Genomic DNA, 20,710 nt, shown 5'->3' on the forward strand with positions numbered 1-20,710 from the left:
AAGTGTACGGTTTAAATTGTGACTTAGACCGTACAAAAAAATCGTAATGCAGTGTGAAGGGATGGTAGAACTATGGAATTGTTAATTAAGAACGCAAGGGTAGTTGATTCATCACAGGATTTTATTGGCGATGTTTATATAAATAAAGGAACAATATATGAAATAGGAAAAAAACTAGAAAAAGACTGTGAGGTAATAAATGGAGAGGGATATATTTTAGCCCCTTCTTTTATAGATCTTCACAGTCATTTTAGAGAACCGGGGTATACATATAAAGAAGATATACTGTCGGGAAGCCAGGCAGCAGTGCGGGGTGGATATACTGCGGTAAACCTTATGGCAAATACAAAACCAGTATGTAACTCAATGGATACAATAGATAAGGTGCTCAAAAAATCTAGGGAAATAAATCTCTTAGACATTCATCAATGTGCATCTATTACAGAGGATCTATTGGGGAAATCTATAGATCACCTAGGTCAGTTAACCAATGAAGTAAGATTTATATCGGATGATGGTAAAGGGGTTTATGATAGTCGTATAATGCTTGAGGCAATGGTTAAAGCTAAAGAAAAGGATTTAACAGTAATATCTCATGCTGAAAATGAAGAGTTAGTAGAAGTTGATACAAGGCTTGCTGAAAATATGATGACATGGAGAGATATAGCCCTTTCAAAATTCACAGGTTGTAAACTTCACTTAGCTCATGTTAGTACAAAAGAAGCTATGCAAGATATTATAAAAGGAAAACAGCAGGGGGGACGAATAACCTGTGAAGTTACGCCGCATCATCTAGCATTAACAGAAGAAACAAACTATAGGGTAAATCCACCTATGAGGAAAGTTGAGGATGTAAGCTTCTTAATACAAGCTATAAAAGATGGCTTTGTGGATGTTATAGCTACTGACCATGCGCCACATAGTGTTGAGGATAAAATAAAGGGCGCTCCTGGTATATCAGGACTAGAAAGTTCATTTCCTGTATGCTACACTAAATTGGTAGGAGAAGGTCATATTACTTTAAATAAACTTTCTGAATTGATGTCAAAAAACCCAGCTAAAATTATGGGATTTAACAAGGGCGAAATAAAAATAGGTTATGATGGAGACTTGGTACTGTTAGATACTAAATCTAAATATAACATTGATCCTTCGCAGTTTTTATCTAAAGGACACAATTCCCCATTTGAGGGTAAGGCTGTAGTAGGTAGGGTAATGTGTACTATTAAGGCAGGGAGAATAATTTATAAAGATAAGTAGAAACAAACAAAGTGTGATTTGTAAATAAAATGGTAAAGGCGGAATAATCTTTGATTATAGATAAATTATTTAAAAGTGTAGAAAAAAACGGTCATGTATGCGTTGGGCTTGATACGGATATAGAATATTTACCAGTAGAGTTTAGGAATAAGTTTATGCATGAGGAGCACGCGTTATACAGATTTAATCAAATGATAATTGATGCTACTTTTGATGTATCAGCTTGCTATAAGGTGCAAATAGCATATTATGAAGCTCTTGGATTAAAAGGTTTAAAAGTATACAAAGACACCTTGAGTTATATAAAAAGCAAAGGTGGCATAGTGATTGCAGATATTAAAAGAGGAGACATTGCAAAAACTGCACAAATGTATGCTAAAGCTCATTTTGAAGGGGATTTTGAAAGTGACTTTATAACTATAAATCCGTACATGGGGATGGATAGTATTGAACCATATCTTCCTTATTTGAAAAATAAGGAAAAGGGATTATTCTCACTAGTAAGAACCTCTAATAAAGGCGCAGAAGATATAGAGTACATAGAGAATAAAGAAAATAAAAAGGTTTATGATATTGTGGGGGAAAAGTTATTAAAAATCGGAAGTGAATTTATTGGAGAATGTGGATATAGCTCCATAGGTGGAGTAGTTGGGTGCACGCATATAGATGAAGGATTAAAGATGAGAAATGATCTTCAAAAAATGTTTTTCTTAATACCAGGGTATGGAGCGCAAGGTGGAGCAGCGAAAGATGTAGCCATATATTTGAAAAATGGGAATGGTGGAGTAGTAAATGCATCTAGAAGTATTTTGCTTGCATACAAGAAAGCAGAAAATGGTCAAATTCGTTTTGAACAGTGTGCTCGCGAAGAAGCTATAAAAATGAGAGACGAAATAAGAAAAGCCGCAAACAAAAAATAAGATATATTCTTTATTAAAATGCTGGAGGGGTTTATTTGATATGTTCAGTAGAAAAGACATATGAAAATGTTGAAATAAGTGATGGCGTGTATAAGCTTTCTATAAAGGGGAAGTTTAACGTAAAACCAGGACAATTTTTTATGTTAAAGGTAAAAGAAATGGAGCCATTATTACCAAGACCTATAAGTGTGTATGATGTGGATGATGAGAAAATAAGTTTTTTATACCAAGTAGTAGGTCAAGGTACAAAATATCTTAGTAAACTTTGCGCAAATGATGAACTTCAGATAATGGGACCACTCGGAAATGGATTTGATGTGGAAAAAATAAAAGGGAAAATTGCTGTTGTATCTGGAGGAATTGGAATAGCACCACTTGTTTATCTGATAAAAAAACTTAGGTCGTGTGAAATAGATTTGTATGCAGGGTTTAGGACTGTGGATTATTCTGTGGATTCTGTGGAAAAATATGTAAATAAAATTAACTTATCCACAGAAAGTGGTAAAATTGGTCATAAGGGATACGTAACAGACATAATAAATGTAAAAGAATATGAAACTGTTATTTGCTGTGGACCAGAAATTATGATGAAAAAGGTTGTAAATATGTGCTGTGATGAAAAAGTGCCAGTATATGTGTCTATGGAAAACCATATGGCTTGCGGAATAGGTGCATGTCTTGTATGTACTTGTAAAACCGTGGGTGGAAATAAGAGAACCTGCAAGGATGGTCCAGTCTTTGAAGGAAAGGATTTGATTTTTAATGACTAAAGTAGAATTATGCGGTGTGCATTTAAAAAATCCAGTCATAGCTGCATCTGGAACTTTTGGATTTGGCGAGGAGTATAGTAAGTATTACGATATTGGAAGACTTGGCGGCATATCAAGTAAAGGTCTTACGATAAATGAAAAGCAAGGTAATGATGGAATACGAATTTATGAAACCCGTGGGGGAATGCTAAATAGTGTAGGACTTCAAAATCCAGGTATTGAAAATTTTATAAATACACAACTTCCGCAAATGCAACAATATAACACAGCTATAATTGCAAATGTTGGTGGAGGTAGTATAGAAGAATACATAATGGCAATAGAAAAATTAAATAATGAGGCTATAGATATAGTTGAATTAAACATATCCTGTCCTAATGTAAAATGTGGGGGTATGGCTTTTGGAATTAAATCAAAGGTAGCATATGAAGCAGTGAAAGAAATTAAGAGTATTTGCAAGAAACCTCTTATGGTTAAACTTTCACCGAATGCAGAGGACATAGTAGATATGGCATATAAATGCTGTGAAGCTGGAGCAGATGCATTATCTTTAGTAAATACGTTTAAAGGTATGGCAGTTGATATACATAAACGAAAAGCGATTTTTAATAATATATATGCAGGGGTATCAGGACCAGCTATAAAACCTATGGCACTCAGAATGGTACATGAAGTATGTAAAGCTGTAAATATACCAGTTGTAGGTATGGGTGGTATAACTAGCTTTGAGGATGCTATAGAATTTATAATGGTGGGAGCAGAGGCGGTTCAAGTTGGAACTGCCAATTTCATAAAACCGGATATTTGCAATGATATAATCGACGGAATTGAGAAGTATATGATAAAAGAAGGTATTAAAGATCTAAGTGAAATTAGAGGGATTATATAGGAGGAGATACTATGAATATTAATGTTTTAGATATATTAAAAGAATCAGGTGCGCTACTTGAGGGACATTTTCTGTTATCTTCAGGAAGACACAGCAATAGGTATTGCCAATGTGCAAAATTGCTTCAGTATCCAGACAAGGCTGAAAAGGTACTAAGTGTAGTAGTAGAAAAGATTAAAGATATAGATTTTGATGTGGTAGTAGGCCCGGCGATGGGTGGTATAATAGTAGCTTATGAAGTAGGTAGACAAACAGGAAAGCCTGCTATATTTACTGAAAGAGTAAACGGCACCTTCGAACTTAGACGTGGATTTGAAATTAAAAAGGGACAAAAGGTTTTAATTACAGAGGATGTAGTAACTACTGGCAAGTCTTCTTTAGAAACAATAAAAGTCTTAAAAGAACTTGGTGCAGAAGTAGTTGGGATATGTTGCATAGTAGATAGAGGAAGTAGCACTATTGATTATCCTATCTATAGTTCAATAAAACTAGATATTGAAAGTTACGATCCATCAGAGTGCCCACTTTGTAAAGCTGGAACGGCTTACATAAAACCTGGTAGTAGAAATATAAAATAAATGTAATCTTTTTTTCTCAGAGAATGCTGTAATGAAGAGTATATATTGCTGAAATGCGCTCACTTTGCCAAGGAATTCTAAAATTAATATTATTTTAAGAATTACTAAGGCTCGCTCGAACGCATTCTACGCAATATGTACTTTTATTAGCATTCTCTAAGAAAAAAGATATAATTAGTTCGCTAATGGTATCTTTCAAATATTATGTATTAATTAGTCTCGAAGTTAGTAAATACATTAAGAAAGTAAAAAAACAAGAAAAGCAGAAGAGTAAATCTTCTGCTTTTCTTGTTATATAGGAAACAGTTTAGGGAAGTGACTGTAGATAACATACTAGAAAAAATCTACGTGGAAAAATGAGATTACGATAAAAAATATTTGAGAATATTTTTTATATCCTCATTAATTCCAATATATATTAAATTAACGATAGGTGAGGAATAATTAAATATTTTTGAGGTAGAGCAACATCTTTATTTTGTTTGTAGCTTAATATTATAAAAATTCTTAAAGATTTCCAAATATAGTACGATATAGGTAGTGATATAAAAAAATGAGGGGGTAATATGATGAAAAACAATAGACATTATTTTAAAAAAGTTTTAGGTTTTCTTTGTATAGTCTTATTTTTAGGAGGAGCCATTTCTGTTAAGGCAACAACAAATAAAAAAAATGTTGATTTTAATTTAAAAAGTTTGAACACAAAAAATGAAGATGTACGCGAAGTTAATAATCTAGGACAAATTAATAATAAAACTATAAAGATTAAAGAAAAATTAATAAAAAATAAAAAATTAAAATCACAATCGATGGTAGATGTTCCATTAATAAGTTTAGATGAGTCATTAACGGCAGAAGATAATACGGATTTTTATTTTTTTAATGTTGATAGCACTAAAACTATGCTAATGAATATGGTATCAAGTAATTCAAATTATGTAGCACAATTAGGAATAGTTAATTGGCAAGATGGAACGTTTAATCCAACAGATATATATGTATTTGCTGGTAATCAAATTAAATTAGCTAATTTACCAACAGGTAGTTATGGTATTAGGGTATTTTCAAATAATAACACTGTTGGTGATAAATATACTCTTAGAATGAATGCATTAAATCCAGGTGGTGATAATTCTATAATTTTACGAAAGTCCGATTCATTAAAATATTTAACATTACAATATATTAATAAAGATATATATTCGAACGGAAAATATGTTTGTAATCCAGACAAGGACAATTCCCAATTAAATTGGGATCGTGAATTTTATTTTCCCAATAGCGGAGGGTATACAAGTCGTAAGCATAGTATTTCTGATATGAAAATTAAGTCTGTATCAGGACCTGTAAGCTATAAATCATCGTATGCAAGTTCAGATAACGCAATGTTAATTTATCTAGACAAAGGAACTTTGTTTACATATTTTGAATCAGCATTTCAATCTGGTGTAAATACATCGTATCACAATTCGTTTGTTGATACTACTGGGAAAACAACACCTAGAAGGATTGATGCTGAGGATATGATAACTTACGGAGATCATATATTAGTAGTAGATTTAAATACAGGTAAGTCAATTGACTTTTTTAGCGTACTAAATTTTTATTATGCAAGTGGAATTGAACCTATACCAACAATAAACTTTTTGAATTAAGTAATAAGTTCATTTAAATAAATAATAAGTCAGGTCAGTATATTAATGCATTTGATTTGTTATTTATTTAAATGTAACTAAGTAAGTAATTAGGGAGAGGGGAATTTAACAATGAAAATTGATATTTCACATATAGTAAAGAGTTCTGGGATTACACCTATTAGTGATGAATTTAAAAATATGAAAGTTAAAACTTGTGAATATAACCCACTAAAACCAATTACCTATGATGAAGCACAAAATAGGGCATATTTTAATACAGATGTAAGTGAAATAACTAAAGATGAATTTATAAAACAAATACAAAACAGGGGACTTGATAAAGAGATAAATTGGGATTCATTAAATCTGAATTTAGTGAATGTTAGTGGAAATATTTTGGATAATAATAATTTTAGTGACAGTTTAGACTATCTATCATCTCAGTATTCAGTTTTAAAGAATCAGATTCAAGAGGATTTTCAAGGAGAAGACTTAAAGAAGCAAATAAGTTTACTTGATGATATGTTTGATAGTACAATAGATAGGTTTTCACATGAATTTTCAAATATGGTTGGTGGTTTTTTAGATAATAATGGATTAAGTGGAGAAAAAGATGAAGTTTATAATAGTGTAAAAAACATATATTCAGAACAAGTTAAGAATTACTCTAAATATATAGGTCAAAATGATAATTATGCAAATATTAAAAGTCCTAAGAATAAATGGTTAGAGAAAGATAATTATTATATGTCATCTAAGTTAAGGGAGGTTTGCAAATCAGGAGATTATAAGGATTTAGATAAAATGTATAGTAAAGATGAACTTTATGCAATGTCAATTTTTGTTAATAATATTAAAAAACCTATATATTGTGAATGGGAGTTTGACCAAAATGAAGAAGCTGTAGGACTTAATTTGGGTATAGTAGAACTAAAAACCAATATATTATTGGAAAGTTTTAACTTGAGAGACGATATTGTAGATAAAATTAATATTGCAAAGAAAAATTATTTTGATAATACTATAGAGAATTATGATAAAAAATATGCGAATTCTCAAAAAATTGTACAAGATACAAGAGGATATGCAATGATGGACAAACAAGCTATTAATGATGTATTTAAATTTGTAATAAATAAATACAATAATAGTAATAATATTTCAGATACAATTAATGAAAGTATAGATTATGCAAAAAATAAATATGAGGAAAAACGGAAAGATATTAAATATAGCGACATTTATAGATATAGCAATAATTCAGAGTTTTTTTTAAATATGGATAACATAAAACATGAAAACTATTATGGCAAAAATAAAACAATTAAGAGCACTATAATAGACAATTGGAATAAGTTCATAAATGAAGCTACTACTAAAAATAAGGATAGTTTTATAATTAAAGATAATACTTATTATAATTTTGCATAGCTAAAATTATAATAAAAAATGTTCGATGATCTACATTCAAGAGGATTATATAGGAAACAGTTTGGGGAAAATAATGTGGATAATTTTTTTATTCGTAATCTCACTAGCATTTACTTATAGGAATTCATGGTTTTTCGCCAGACCATTTCGGTCTAAGGCCGCGCAAAAGTCCCAATCTTAAATATAGATATACATAATAGCATGAACCTTCTCCGGAAGTGACTTAAAATAAGAAGAGTAGAAACATTGAAATTGAATTTAGAAATTCACGTTTCAAGCTCTTATTTCTAGTCATATAGGAGAAAGTCTATATGGATGAACTCCTATTATTTGATATTAAGTAAATTATTTATTAGTGTTTGGAGTTCTTTAGTTTTATCTTTATCCATTGGTTCTACACCTTTTAATTTATAAGGGATAGATAAAGCTTCGTATTTATTTACTCCAAGAACGTGATAAGAGAGGAGCTCTACTTTATCAACATGCGGAACTTCTTCACTAATAATTTTGGCAAGTTTAGTTATATGTTCCACAGAATCTGTAATTCCGGGTACAACAACATGTCTTACCCAAACTCTAGATTTAGAGTGTCTTAACGCTTCTAAAAATGTATTAACATCAGTTGAATCTCTGCCAGTTAAATTAACATAACCTTGACCAGTTGTATGCTTTATATCCAAAAGAACTAAATCTGTATGCTTTAATATCTCAGAATAGTCACCATCACCAAAACCAGCTGTGTCTATGGCAGTATGGATACCATTTTGTTTACATAATTTTAAACACTCAAGTAGAAATTGTGGTTGAACTAACGGGTCGCCGCCAGAGAAAGTAACTCCACCGGAAGATCTATTAAAATATGGTTTGAATCTAATGATTTTTTGAACAATTTCTTCCGCAGTCATTTCAATGCCACCGCTTAGCTTCCAAGTATCGGGGTTGTGGCAATAGGCACATCTTAGTTTGCAGCCTTGAAAAAAAACTACTACTCTTATTCCAGGACCATCAACCAGGCCCATGCTCTCTATAGAATGAATTTTACCTTTTACCATATATACTCCTCCTTCAGATTTGTTACAAGAAATTTCAATGTCAAAACTAGATTATATTCATTTCATATTAAAATAAAAACAATATTTTTGCTTTAATATAAAATGAAACCCACAATTAGTTTTATATAAATTGAGAAGTGCTTATAATAAGCACCTCTCATAATATAATGTGCACTCTCGGAAACTCTTAAGGCACTGCTAACTCTTGATTCATTTTGCTCAAAAATCAACTTCACCTCAAAAATTCGTGGTGCCTCATATTGTACGAATAACCTAGAAAATTTAAGCTATTCGTATTATTTTTTATTTTTTTTACTTAAACATTGTGAAATAAGACTTGACAGCTAGTAAAAATTCGCAAAATTAAATATGTATATTTTTTACATTATTTCATTTGCGAGGAGTGTTTTTATGTTAACTGTTAAGGTTTCTCATTCCCAATATCAATATTTTCTTGAAACATTTTTAGAAAAATTCTATATTCAAACCAATCAACAAATCACTTTGTTTGAGCGTAGTTCACAAATAACTAAAATATGGTCTACCGACCTAACCGGAATTGTCCCTCTAATAGAAAGTACTTATTCTAAATCTAATCAAGGAGCTCCGCCAAAAGATGCGGCAGCATTACTCAGGTCACTTATTATCATGGCTTATTGTAAAGAAACTAGTATATCCTCTTGGGTAAAAACATTACGTTCAGACCCTTTCTATTCAATTTTATCTGGTTTTATACCCGCTTGCTATTCAGACTCTAAAGCCGAAGGCATACATGTTGACCGACTTCCTGGTGTAGGTACTTTTTATGATTTTATGGATAGGCTGATTCATAAGGATAAGATCCTTAATAAATCCAAACTGCGTAAAATTAAACGTAAACCACGTAAAAAGCAAAAGAAAAACCAAAAGATGAATAACTCCAAATCTGGTGTAGTTGACCGTTTAGTTAAAAGAATCTTAAAATTTGATAATTTAAAGCTCCTTGACAGAAGCGAATCCAAAATGAACAACATACTTAAAGAATTATTTGTTATTCCTTCTTTATCAATGGGTATTTTGGGCGATCCTTCTAAACTAAATATTGCTGGCGACGGAACCTGTATGCCAACACAGGCTTCGCCTTACGGTAAAAAAGTTTGTGATTGCAAACTTAAACCAGGAGAACATTGTGACTGTTATCGAAAGTTTACCGACCCCAGTGCTAGCTGGGGTTGGGATAGCTTTAATGAACATTATTACTATGGTCATACCTATCATGGATTTACTGCCTGTGATAGCTTTTACAGCCTACCTATCCATATTAAATTTGTTAGCGCGGCACGCCATGATGCTGTTACTGGAGTTTATGCACTTAAAGAACTTGTAGATTTATATCCTGAAATTAAATTTCATTCTGTAGCCTTAGATTCTGCTTATGATGCTAATGCTTTTTATCTTTTATGCATGCATTATGGAATAAATCCTATTATTGATTTAAATTCACGTTCTTCAAAACCATCATCAAATAGTGAATTTGTTAAACTTGATAAGAATGCTATTCCACACGGAACTGTTTGTGGACATCAGCTTCGTAATTGGGGAATTATTACTAAACAATATAGACATAAATGGTTATTCCCAGTTCAATGTGAAAACTGTGAAAAATGTCCTATGAAAAGCAATAAATCTTATTACACTAAAACATTAGATAACCCAAGGTATTTTACTCCAATATTAAGAGGTTCAAAACAATGGAAATCTCTTTATAAAAGACGTTCAACTACTGAAAGGTGTTGGGATAGAATAAATAATAATTTTCATGCTGAAGATGCAATTATTTATTCTGTTGGGTATAGAATAACAAGGGTATTTCTTGGTGCATTTTGCTGTTTCATAGATGCTTGGGCATCAGAAAAATTAATAGCCCTTGCTGATATTTTCCCAACTCTTAAAAATATAGCTGCGTAATTTAAAATAAATTTCAATTCAATAACCAGCCTACGGCTTTTTTTAATAGTGTATAAAAAAGTCTTTTTGTCATGCCCGTAATTAATTCAAATATAACTTTTCATTCAAATAAGCACTTTTAATACTTAAATATGGAAATTGTTAATTATTGTTTTCCGACTATACTATATAATAAAATTATTTAGATTTTATCATGGAAAGTTCTGCTAATAACTTCAAGTTGTTGTTCTTTTGATAATCTATTAAAATGAACAGCATATCCTGATACTCTTATTGTGAGTGTTGGATATTTGTCTGGATTCTCATAAGCATCAACTAAAACTTCTCTATTTAGTACATTTACATTTAAATGGTGTGCACTTTGTGCAAAATAACCATCTAAAAGGAAAACTAGATTATTTATTCTTGTAGATTCATCTATTCCAAGTGCAGCTGGTACTATTGAAAAAGTATTTGAAACTCCGTCTTGGCAATAATTTCTATAAGGAATCTTAGCAACTGAATTTAATGATGCTAATGCTCCATTTTCATCGTTACATTGTGTTGGGTTTGCCCCTGGAGCAAGTGCTATACCTTGTTTTCTTCCATCAGGAGTTGCTCCTGTCTTCTTACCATAAACTACATTTGATGTAATAGTAAGTGCTGATAAAGTATGTTCTGCTTCCTTATATGTAGGGTGTGTTTTAAGATTATCGCTGAATTCCTTTATAAGATTAACAGCTAAATCATCAACTCTATCATCATCATTTCCGTATTTAGGGAAATCTCCTTCAATTTCAAAATCAACGGTTATGCCATTCTCATTTCTTATTGGAGATACCTTAGCAAATTTTATAGCACTTAAGGAGTCGGCTGCAACAGAAAGCCCTGCTACTCCAAATGCCATGAAGTATTTAAGATCACTATCATGAAGAGAAAGTTGACCAGCTTCATAAGCATATTTATCATGCATATAATGTATGGTATTCATTGTATCCACATACATTTGCGCAACATATTTTAAAACTTTTGAATACATTTTTCTAACTGTTTTGTAGTCAAGAATTTCATCAGTTGTCTTTTCAATTCCAGGTACCACGAGTTTGCCTTTTAATTCGTCGACTCCGCCATTAAGCGATAGTAATAAAGATTTTGCAAGGTTAGCTCTTGCTCCAAAGAATTGCATTCTCTTACCAATTTCCATAGCAGATACACAACAAGCTATACCATAATCCTCACCATATATTGGTCTCATTATATCATCATTTTCATATTGTACGGCATCAGTTTCGATAGACATTTTAGCGCAATACTTTTTGAAAGTTTCTGGTAATTTTTCTGACCAAAGTACAGTCATGTTAGGTTCTGGTGCAGATCCTAGGTTTGTTAATGTATGAAGGAATCTAAAAGAATTCTTTGTTACCATTGCTTTGCCATTAAGAGCAACGCCACCTATTGATTCTGTTACCCAATTTGGATCTCCACCAAATAAATCATTATATTCAGGAGTTCTAAGATGTCTTGCCATTCTAAGTTTAATTACGAATTGATCAATAATCTCCTGAGCTTCATCTTCAGTTATTAAACCTTTCGCCAAATCTCTTTCAAAATAAATATCTAAGAAAGTAGTAGTTCGTCCAAGTGACATTGCAGCGCCGTTGTTTTCTTTTATTCCTGCAAGGTATCCTAAATAAACTGCTTGTACAGCTTCTTGTGCAGTGGTAGCCGGTTTTGAAATATCAACGCCGTATTTTGAAGCCATGCTTTTTATTTGACCAAGTGCTTTAATTTGCATGCTTAGTTCTTCTCTATGTCTTATTAAATCATCTGATGCACGTCCTGTTAATTCTTTTAAATCTTTTTTCTTCTGCTCTACTAAATAATCTAATCCATAAAGAGCTATTCTTCTGTAATCTCCTATTATTCTTCCTCTACCATATGCATCTGGAAGTCCAGTTAATAATCCTACATTTCTTGCAACTTTAGTAGCATCAGAATATGCATCGAAAACTCCTTCATTATGAGTTTTTCTATACTTAGGGAAATATTTTTTTATATCCTTGTTTAATTCGTAACCATACTCTTCAAGTGATTGCTCTACCATTCTAAAGCCGCCAAATGGGTTTACTATTCTTTTGAGTGGTGCATCTGTTTGTAATCCAACAATTACTTCATTTTCTTTATCTATATATCCAGGTGCAAAATTATCTATGCCTGAAACCTCATTAGTTTCTACATCTATAATACCTTTGTTTATTTCTTCTATAATAAGCGAATTAGCTTTATCCCAAACTTTATTAGTTTTATCAGTTGTTCCTACTAAGAAACTATCATCACCTTCATATAAGGTATAATTTTTTTGTATAAAGTCTCTTACATTAATTTCATCTTTCCACTGGTCGCCTTTAAAGCCGGTCCATTGTTTAAACATTTGTTTTCCTCCTTATAATACATTAATGTTATAATATTTTTTAAAGTGATTGGTTTTACGTAAAATCACAACAAATTCATCATAAAATAATCGATATATAGTAGTGGTAATTCAAATTGATTATGTCGATATATACATTGTAATATTAAAAATGAAACAGTTCAAGTGTTTTATAAAAGTTGCAAAATTGAGAATATTCAAATAGTTGCTCAAACGTTGAAATACAACGTTTTGAATGTGTTAAACATTTAACGTAAAAAAACAACAGGACATTTTTAAAATGAAACAAGGCCATACTAGATTGGGTTATAATAGAAAAATATGCTTAATTATTTGAAATTTTAACAAATTATATCAATGCAGACTATTAATCAAATTTGATGTTGCAGTTTTGCAGAAGATGAGTTAATATAGACTACTTGGAAAATATATATCGCTAAAGGGGTAGATGATATGGGATAAACAAAGAGACATGTATGTCATCTTTAAAAAACCATATTATTTTCATTTACAATGATGTATAATTAATAATACTGCATCAATTATAATGGAGGTAAATTATATGAAGAAGCCTAGCATGTTTAGTAAGGATTATGAGAAAGAAGTGAAAAAACGAAGAAAAACAATATTATTATTGATTATTGTACCTATAATAGGGTTGAGCATATTTTTAGCTACAGATTTTGATTTTTTATTAAGTAAACCAAAAATCAATACAGAGGATAAGGAAAGTAAGGCAGCGGAATCACAAAAAAAATCAGAAGAAGCTGTTAAAAAACAGGCAGATGCTGAAAAGTCGAAAGCGGCAGAGGATTCAGCAAAAGCAGAGGCTGCTTTAAAAGCGGAAGCGGTTGAAAAAAATGAGATCTTTATTGCCTCATTTTCGGATGGGCAGAAAATTAGCGTTGAATATAATGTAAAATCAGGCGAAAAAAATATAAAAGGTGTATCAAACACTAAAGATATATCATATGACATAAGTCCAAGTAAAAAAGCAATAGTAGTGCAGAGTACGAAAAGCCAGGATATGCTATACATTGATGTGAATAAAATCACTAAAGATATCACAAAAAAAGAATATAAATCTAGTAAAGGTGAAGTTTTTCCTAAAGTAAATAAACTTAAAGAGAAACCAACATATATTTGGTCAATTACACCTAAGTTTATTGATGAAGATAATATTGCATACGTTAGTGAATTACCTTGGATGAAGGAAAAGCAAGTTCAATATATATGGAAGGTGAATTTAAAAAATAATGAGCATACGCAGGTAATGTCATTATCTGGTAAAAAAATTACTTTTAAAAACATAACGGCAAAGGGGCTTGAAACAATTGTAGATGGTCAGGTAGTGCATGTAAATTCATTAGGTGAAGTAACGCAGTAGAGAAAAGAGGTTAAGCATGGATATAGGATTATCTTCGGCATGTTTTTATCCTAATTTGAGTACGGAAAGCAGTATAAAAAAGATGAAAGAGTTAGGGTTTAATCATGGTGAAATATTTTTTAATACACAGGGTGAGTACGAGGAAGATTTTTTAAAGATGTTACTTGAAAAAAAAGAAACCTATGAATTCAACGTAAATTCGGTTCATGCATTTTCAAGTTCATTTGAGCCGTATCTTTTTGATGAATATGACAGAAGACGCCTGGATATGTTAAAACATTTTAAAAAAGTTTGTAGGGCAGCAAAGATATTAGGTGCAAGCTGTTATACATTTCATGGTATGCGCAGTGCAGATTTTAATGAACTTGATACTAAATTTGTTATAGATACATATAATGAACTTTCCTATATTGCAATGGAAATGGGTATTAAATTGGCACAGGAAAATGTATCTTGGTGTATGTCGGGGAATTTAAAGTTTTTAACATTTTTGTCTTCTAAGTGTAAGTACCCAATATATTTTACTTTAGATTTTAAACAAGCGTATAAAGCCAATGTTTCTATAGAAAAGTATATTGAGGTTATGGGTGAAAATATAGTGAACCTTCATATTAATGATAGAGATGAAAATTCCCCTTGTCTTTTACCTGGAAAAGGTAATTTGGATTATGAATATATATATAACAAACTTAAGAGCGTTAAGTATAGTGGAAAAGGAACTATAGAAGTTTATAGCAGCAATTATTTAAGTTGCGAGGAACTGACAGAAGCAAAGGATTTTGTTATTGAAAAATTTAACAAAAGTTCAGAAGGAAAGTCTCGCACTTCTATAATAGGCAGTTCTATACTATAACAAGGAGAAAAGCTTGGCAAAAATAACTTGTAAATTATAAGCAATTTGGTTATAATTATAGCATTAGACTATTTGAGCAAATATGCTTAAGAATATTTGTAAATACATGAAAAGTTATGTTATAATATTTAAAGTAATAAGCATTTGTGGCGATTAGGAGGAGTAATATAATGAACATTAAAATGGAAAAATTAGAAAAAAATATTATTAAATTAGAAATAACGGTGGAAGCAACAAGATTTAATGAATCTTTGAAAAAATCTTGTGCAAAAAACTCAAAGACTATTAATATACCTGGGTTTAGAAAAGGTAAAGCTCCAATGAATATAATAAAGAAAATGTATGGTGAAGGTGTTTTCTTTGAAGATGCTATAAACTTCTGCTGTGATGATACATATCCAGAAGCTTTAAAAGAGTATGATATAAAGCCATTGGATTATCCTCAAATTGATATTGTTGAAATAGGGGAAGGAAAAGACTTTGTATACACTGCATCAATTGCAGTAGCACCCGAAGTTCAAATTGGAGAATACAAAGGATTAGAAGTTAAGAAAACTGAATATAAGGTAACAGATGATGAAATTGAAAATCAGTTAAAAGGCATGCAAGAAAAAAATGCTAGAGTTGAAGAGAAGCTTGATGGCGCTGTTGCAATGGGCAACATAGCAATTATAGACTTCGAAGGATTTGTTGAAGATGTAGCTTTCGAAGGCGGACAAGGAACAGATTTTGAACTTGAAATTGGTTCAGGATCATTTATTGATACCTTTGAAGAACAATTAATAGGCTTAAAAGCTGGAGAAACTAAAGAAGTTAAAGTTAATTTTCCAGAAGCATATGGAAGAGAAGACTTAAATGGAAAACTTGCAACTTTTAATGTAACTATTAAAAGCATGAAAGAAAAAGAATTACCAGCTATTGATGATGAATTTGCTAAAGAAGTGTCAGAATTCGATACTTTAGAAGAATTAAGAAATAACATTAAAAAATCACTTGAGGTATCAAGTGCAGATAGAGAAAAGAAAGAATTTGAAGAAGCTGTAATAGATGCAGTTTGTTCTAACGTAGCAATGGATATTCCAGAAATTATGGTGAAAAGAGAAACTGATATAATGCTCAAAGATTTAGAAATGAAATTAAAACAACAAGGGTTAGATCTTGAATCGTACTATCAGTACACTAACAACACTGAAGAAAAGGTTAGGGAGTTCATGAAAGAAGCAGCTGAAAAGAGAGTTAAAACTGATTTAGTAATAACAGAGATAGCGAAAATAGAAAAATTTGAAGCTAGTGATGAAGAACTGTTAGAAAAAGCTAAACAAGTTGCGGCGCAATATGGAGACAAAGAAATAGATAAAACAGCAGACTTAATTATGAAAGCGCAAAAACAATATCTACAAATTGATGTTGTAAATGAAAAAGTAATAGATATGTTAGTTGATAGTGCAAAAGTTACTGCATAATTTATACTAGAATTAATTGCCAGATATTTCTCTGGCAATTAATTTTAAATACAGGATAAAATTAATTGATTAAAAAATAATTACTTGGGATAGAATTAAGGAATAGATTACCTAGTTAAACAGTACTATTATTAGAGTAAAGGAGTGAATTATATGAGTTTAGTGCCAATGGTTGTTGAACAAACTAATAGGGGCGAAAGATCCTATGATATTTATTCGAGATTATTAAATGATAGAATAATTTTCCTAGGAGAAGAGGTAAATGATGTCACTGCTAGTTTAGTTGTTGCTCAGTTATTGTATTTAGAGTCGGAAGACCCTGATAAAGACATTTATTTATATATAAATAGTCCAGGTGGATCAATTACAGCAGGGATGGCTATTTATGACACAATGCAATATATAAAACCACAAGTTTCAACTATTTGCATTGGTATGGCAGCATCCATGGGATCGTTCTTATTAAATGCTGGTGAAAAGGGAAAAAGATTTGCATTACCTAATAGCGAAATACTTATACATCAGCCTTTAGGTGGGTTCCAAGGTCAGGCAACTGATATTGATATTCACGCAAAAAGAATTATGAAAACTAAAGCTACACTAAATAAAATCTATAGTGAAAGAACTGGACAATCAATTGAAAAAATTCAACATGATGTTGAAAGAGATTACTTCATGAGTGCACAAGAAGCTATGGAGTATGGATTAATAGATGAAGTTATATCTAAAAAGAAATAACATTAAACGAAATAAGGTTAGTTGAGGTGAAAATATGACAAAGTTTGATGAAAAAAAACAACTTAAATGTTCTTTTTGTGGTAAAACCCAAGAACAAGTTAGAAGATTAATTGCAGGACCAGGAGTGTATATTTGTGATGAGTGTATAGAATTATGTTCTGAAATAATTGTAGATGAATTCCAGGGGGATGTTGAACTAGACCTAGGGTCATTACCAAAACCTGCAGAAATAAAAAAATATATAGATGAGTACGTAGTTGGGCAAAATACCGCTAAAAAATCTTTGGCTGTAGCAGTATATAATCATTACAAAAGAATAAATTCAAATGTTAATGAAGGTGATGTTGAACTTCAAAAAAGTAATATATTATTACTTGGACCTACAGGAAGTGGTAAGACTTTACTAGCTCAAACATTAGCAAAATATTTAAATGTACCTTTTGCAATAGCCGATGCAACTACACTTACTGAAGCAGGATATGTAGGAGAAGATGTAGAAAACATCTTACTTAAATTAATACAAAATGCTGATTATGATGTAGAAAAAGCAGAAAAAGGTATTATCTATATAGATGAAATAGATAAGGTAGCTAGAAAATCTGAAAATCCTTCTATAACTAGGGATGTATCTGGAGAAGGCGTTCAACAGGCGTTACTTAAAATATTAGAAGGCACTACAGCATCAGTTCCACCACAAGGTGGAAGAAAGCATCCTCATCAAGAGTTTATTCAGATAAATACATCAAATATTTTATTTATCTGTGGAGGAGCATTTGATGGACTTGATAAAATTATAGAAAAAAGAACTAGAACTACATCTGTTGGTTTCGGAGCTGAAATAAGATCAAAAGAAGAAGCAAATGTAGGAGAAATGTTGAAATTTATAATGCCAGGAGATTTATTGAAATTTGGATTAATTCCAGAGTTTGTAGGAAGGCTTCCGATAGTAGTTACTCTTGAAGCTTTAGATGAAGAAGCATTAGTTAAAATTCTTAGTGAACCTAAAAATGCGCTCATTAAACAATATAAGAAATTGTTTGAGATGGATAACGTAGAATTAGAGTTTGAAGAAGAGGCGTTAAAAGCTATAGCTAAAGAAGCTATCAAAAGAAAAACTGGAGCTCGTGGACTTAGATCTATTATAGAAGATACAATGAAGGAAATTATGTTTGATATTCCATCTAATGAACAAGTATCTAAAGTAATAGTTAATGAGGATACTATTAGAACTAGAAACCCACAATTAGTCTTAGCTGAAAGTGGAAAAAGAGAAAAATTAAAGATTGCAAAGAAAATTAAAACTAAAAAAGGCCCAGAAACAGCATAGTAAACTAAGACTAAATCATCACCTACGCAGGTGTAATATTAATGTAGAAAAAAGACGGATTATATATCTGTCTTTTTTTATTGTGATGAAATTATAAAATTTAAAAATTTGAATAATATATGGAATAAGAAGAATATATTATTCCTTTCTTGACCATAATATAAATGATGCAATATTTACTAAAATATGCAAATTTAATATGAGAAAGGAGGATTAGTTTAATATATTAAATATTAAACTTTAAATAATATGACAATGAAACTTCTTATGGCAATACAACTTTTTTTTACAATAGTTATTGGATTATATTTTTTTAATGCATTAAAAAGTCAGCAAAGTAGTAAGGTGGTTGTTAATAAAGGAAACAAAAAAGAAATGGAAAATTTAAGAAAAATGAAAAGCATAAGCCTTACAGAACCACTTACTGAAAAAAGCAGACCGACAAGATTCGAGGAGGTTATAGGACAAGAAAAAGGAATTAAGGCACTGCAAGCAGCAATATGCGGACCTAATCCTCAACATGTCATAATTTATGGGCCACCTGGAGTAGGAAAAACAGCGGCCGCTAGATTAGTACTTGAAGACGCTAAAAAAAGAGAACGATCTCCATTTAATGAATGTTCTAAGTTTGTAGAAATAGATGGAACAACTGTTAGATTTGATGAAAGGGGGATTGCAGATCCGCTTATTGGATCCGTTCACGATCCCATTTACCAAGGAGCCGGACCACTCGGAGCGGCTGGAGTACCTCAACCAAAGCCTGGAGCGGTTACAAAAGCACATGGCGGAATTCTATTTGTTGATGAAATTGGAGAGCTACATCCTATAGAAATGAATAAACTCCTTAAAGTATTAGAAGATAGAAAAGTGTTTTTAGATAGTGCTTATTATAATGGAGAAGATCCTAACATGCCGCTTTATATAAAAGAAGTATTCGATGAAGGGCTTCCAGCTGATTTTAGACTTATAGGTGCAACTACACGTAATCCAGAAGAAATAATGCCTGCAATAAGGTCAAGGTGTATAGAGATATTTTTTAGGGCATTACTTCCAGAAGAATTACAAACAATTGCTGAAAATTCAATAAATAAAATAGGTCTTAAAATATGTGAAAAAGCATTAAAGCTTGTTGGTAAATACTCTAGCAATGGACGTGATACTGTTAATTTAATTCAGTTAGCTAGTGGTATGGCTATTAACGATAATAGAGATGAAGTAAGTGTTGAGGATGTTGAGTGGGTTATAGAAAATGGTCAGTACTCCCCAAGGTTCGAAAATATGATATCAGATAAACCACAAATTGGATATGTAAACGGGCTTGCGGTTTACGGATCTAATATAGGAGCGGTAATGGAAATTGAAGCTAGTGCAAAAAAAATAAAGCTTAGAAAAGGTGTTCTTAAAATTACAGGAATTATTGAAGAAGAAGAAATAAGTAGTAGCAATAAAAAATTGAAAAGAAAAAGTACTGCGAGATCATCAGTAGAAAATGTGGTTACAGTACTCGAAAAATATTTTGATATAGATTGTGATGATTATGATATTCATGTAAACTTTCCAGGTGGATCACCTGTAGATGGCCCATCAGCAGGGGTTAGCATAACAACTGCAATATATAGTGCAATAAAAGGTGTACCAGTTGATAATATGGTTGCAATGACAGGAGAAATATCAATTCATGGTAATGTAAAGCCGATAGGCGGTGTCAATGCTAAAATTGATGCTGCAAAAAAAGCAGGTGCCACAAGAGTTATTATTCCGAGGGATAATTGGCAAGATAGTTTTAAAAGTATCGAAAATATTAAGATTATACCAGTGAGTAATATTAGTGAGGTAATTCGTGAGGCGTTACTTCAGGAGACTCCTAAAAATATTTCAATTGCATTTGAGAAAGATGTGGATGTTATAGCAGCTGAATCATTAAAAGGATAAATCATATTTAAAAAAAAGGTGATCACTATTTAATTATAGTAGGTTACCTTTTTTATTTTAAACTTTGTAGTATTGAAAAATAATTGTATTATAGGTATACTATAGTAGTCGAAATA

Annotated in this window: 16 protein-coding genes; 14 read left to right on the top strand and 2 right to left on the bottom strand. The window is 31.3% G+C overall.

Features of this window, described 5'->3' with window-relative positions; all coding sequences use genetic code 11:
• Window positions 1-72 precede the first annotated feature (72 nt).
• From ACWJJT_RS14760 to ACWJJT_RS14790, 7 genes are all read left to right on the top strand, one after another.
• Entirely contained in the window at window positions 73-1,260 is a 1,188-nt protein-coding gene (locus tag ACWJJT_RS14760) for a dihydroorotase (RefSeq protein ID WP_165412714.1), read from the top strand.
• 50 nt (window positions 1,261-1,310) lie between these two features.
• Window positions 1,311-2,180, top strand: coding sequence for an orotidine-5'-phosphate decarboxylase (gene pyrF / locus ACWJJT_RS14765; protein ID WP_462955236.1), 870 nt, complete (start codon window positions 1,311-1,313; stop codon window positions 2,178-2,180).
• A 35-nt stretch (window positions 2,181-2,215) separates the two neighbouring features.
• Window positions 2,216-2,950 (top strand): dihydroorotate dehydrogenase electron transfer subunit, encoded by a 735-nt coding sequence (locus tag ACWJJT_RS14770; protein ID WP_462955237.1) that lies wholly within the window; start codon window positions 2,216-2,218, stop codon window positions 2,948-2,950.
• The gene (locus ACWJJT_RS14775) at window positions 2,943-3,839 is read left to right on the top strand and encodes a dihydroorotate dehydrogenase (protein WP_216301912.1); all 897 of its coding nucleotides are present in this window, start codon (window positions 2,943-2,945) and stop codon (window positions 3,837-3,839) included. The genes ACWJJT_RS14770 and ACWJJT_RS14775 overlap by 8 nt, the downstream gene beginning before the upstream one ends.
• Before the next feature lie 11 nt (window positions 3,840-3,850).
• Window positions 3,851-4,417: an orotate phosphoribosyltransferase gene (pyrE, locus tag ACWJJT_RS14780; RefSeq protein WP_216301913.1), complete on the top strand. Its 567-nt coding sequence runs from the start codon at window positions 3,851-3,853 to the stop codon at window positions 4,415-4,417.
• Between the two features lie 569 nt (window positions 4,418-4,986).
• The gene (locus ACWJJT_RS14785; protein WP_462955238.1) at window positions 4,987-6,072 is read left to right on the top strand and encodes a hypothetical protein; all 1,086 of its coding nucleotides are present in this window, start codon (window positions 4,987-4,989) and stop codon (window positions 6,070-6,072) included.
• Between the two features lie 111 nt (window positions 6,073-6,183).
• The gene (locus ACWJJT_RS14790; RefSeq protein ID WP_462955239.1) at window positions 6,184-7,485 is read left to right on the top strand and encodes a hypothetical protein; all 1,302 of its coding nucleotides are present in this window, start codon (window positions 6,184-6,186) and stop codon (window positions 7,483-7,485) included.
• Window positions 7,486-7,811: 326 nt separating this feature from the next.
• Here ACWJJT_RS14790 and pflA read toward each other — a convergent pair whose 3' ends face one another.
• Entirely contained in the window at window positions 7,812-8,537 is a 726-nt protein-coding gene (gene pflA, locus ACWJJT_RS14795; protein WP_462955240.1) for a pyruvate formate-lyase-activating protein, read from the bottom strand.
• A 411-nt stretch (window positions 8,538-8,948) separates the two neighbouring features.
• Here pflA and ACWJJT_RS14800 point away from each other — a divergent pair, with 411 nt between their 5' ends.
• A complete protein-coding gene (locus ACWJJT_RS14800; protein ID WP_462954445.1) occupies window positions 8,949-10,484 on the top strand; it encodes a transposase in 1,536 nt (511 codons plus the stop codon).
• Window positions 10,485-10,665: 181 nt separating this feature from the next.
• Here ACWJJT_RS14800 and pflB read toward each other — a convergent pair whose 3' ends face one another.
• Entirely contained in the window at window positions 10,666-12,894 is a 2,229-nt protein-coding gene (pflB, locus tag ACWJJT_RS14805; protein ID WP_462955241.1) for a formate C-acetyltransferase, read from the bottom strand.
• Between the two features lie 562 nt (window positions 12,895-13,456).
• Between pflB and ACWJJT_RS14810 the strand changes: the two genes are divergently transcribed.
• The 6 genes from ACWJJT_RS14810 to lonB all read left to right on the top strand — a co-directional run bounded on the left by ACWJJT_RS14810 (window position 13,457) and on the right by lonB (window position 20,594).
• Entirely contained in the window at window positions 13,457-14,281 is an 825-nt protein-coding gene (locus tag ACWJJT_RS14810; RefSeq protein ID WP_462955242.1) for a hypothetical protein, read from the top strand.
• 16 nt (window positions 14,282-14,297) lie between these two features.
• The gene (locus ACWJJT_RS14815; RefSeq protein WP_462955243.1) at window positions 14,298-15,134 is read left to right on the top strand and encodes a sugar phosphate isomerase/epimerase family protein; all 837 of its coding nucleotides are present in this window, start codon (window positions 14,298-14,300) and stop codon (window positions 15,132-15,134) included.
• Between the two features lie 170 nt (window positions 15,135-15,304).
• Window positions 15,305-16,597 carry a trigger factor gene (gene tig / locus ACWJJT_RS14820; RefSeq protein WP_165412010.1) on the top strand — a complete coding sequence of 431 codons (1,293 nt, stop codon included), beginning with the start codon at window positions 15,305-15,307 and terminating at the stop codon, window positions 16,595-16,597.
• Between the two features lie 153 nt (window positions 16,598-16,750).
• On the top strand, window positions 16,751-17,335 hold the full coding sequence (gene clpP / locus ACWJJT_RS14825) for an ATP-dependent Clp endopeptidase proteolytic subunit ClpP (RefSeq protein ID WP_216301919.1): 585 nt from the start codon (window positions 16,751-16,753) through the stop codon (window positions 17,333-17,335).
• 34 nt (window positions 17,336-17,369) lie between these two features.
• A complete protein-coding gene (gene clpX, locus ACWJJT_RS14830; protein ID WP_462955244.1) occupies window positions 17,370-18,662 on the top strand; it encodes an ATP-dependent Clp protease ATP-binding subunit ClpX in 1,293 nt (430 codons plus the stop codon).
• A gap of 249 nt (window positions 18,663-18,911) precedes the next feature.
• Entirely contained in the window at window positions 18,912-20,594 is a 1,683-nt protein-coding gene (gene lonB, locus ACWJJT_RS14835) for an ATP-dependent protease LonB (protein ID WP_462955245.1), read from the top strand.
• The last annotated feature ends 116 nt before the right edge of the window (window positions 20,595-20,710 follow it).

This window comes from Clostridium sp. CM041, from assembly GCF_055081035.1.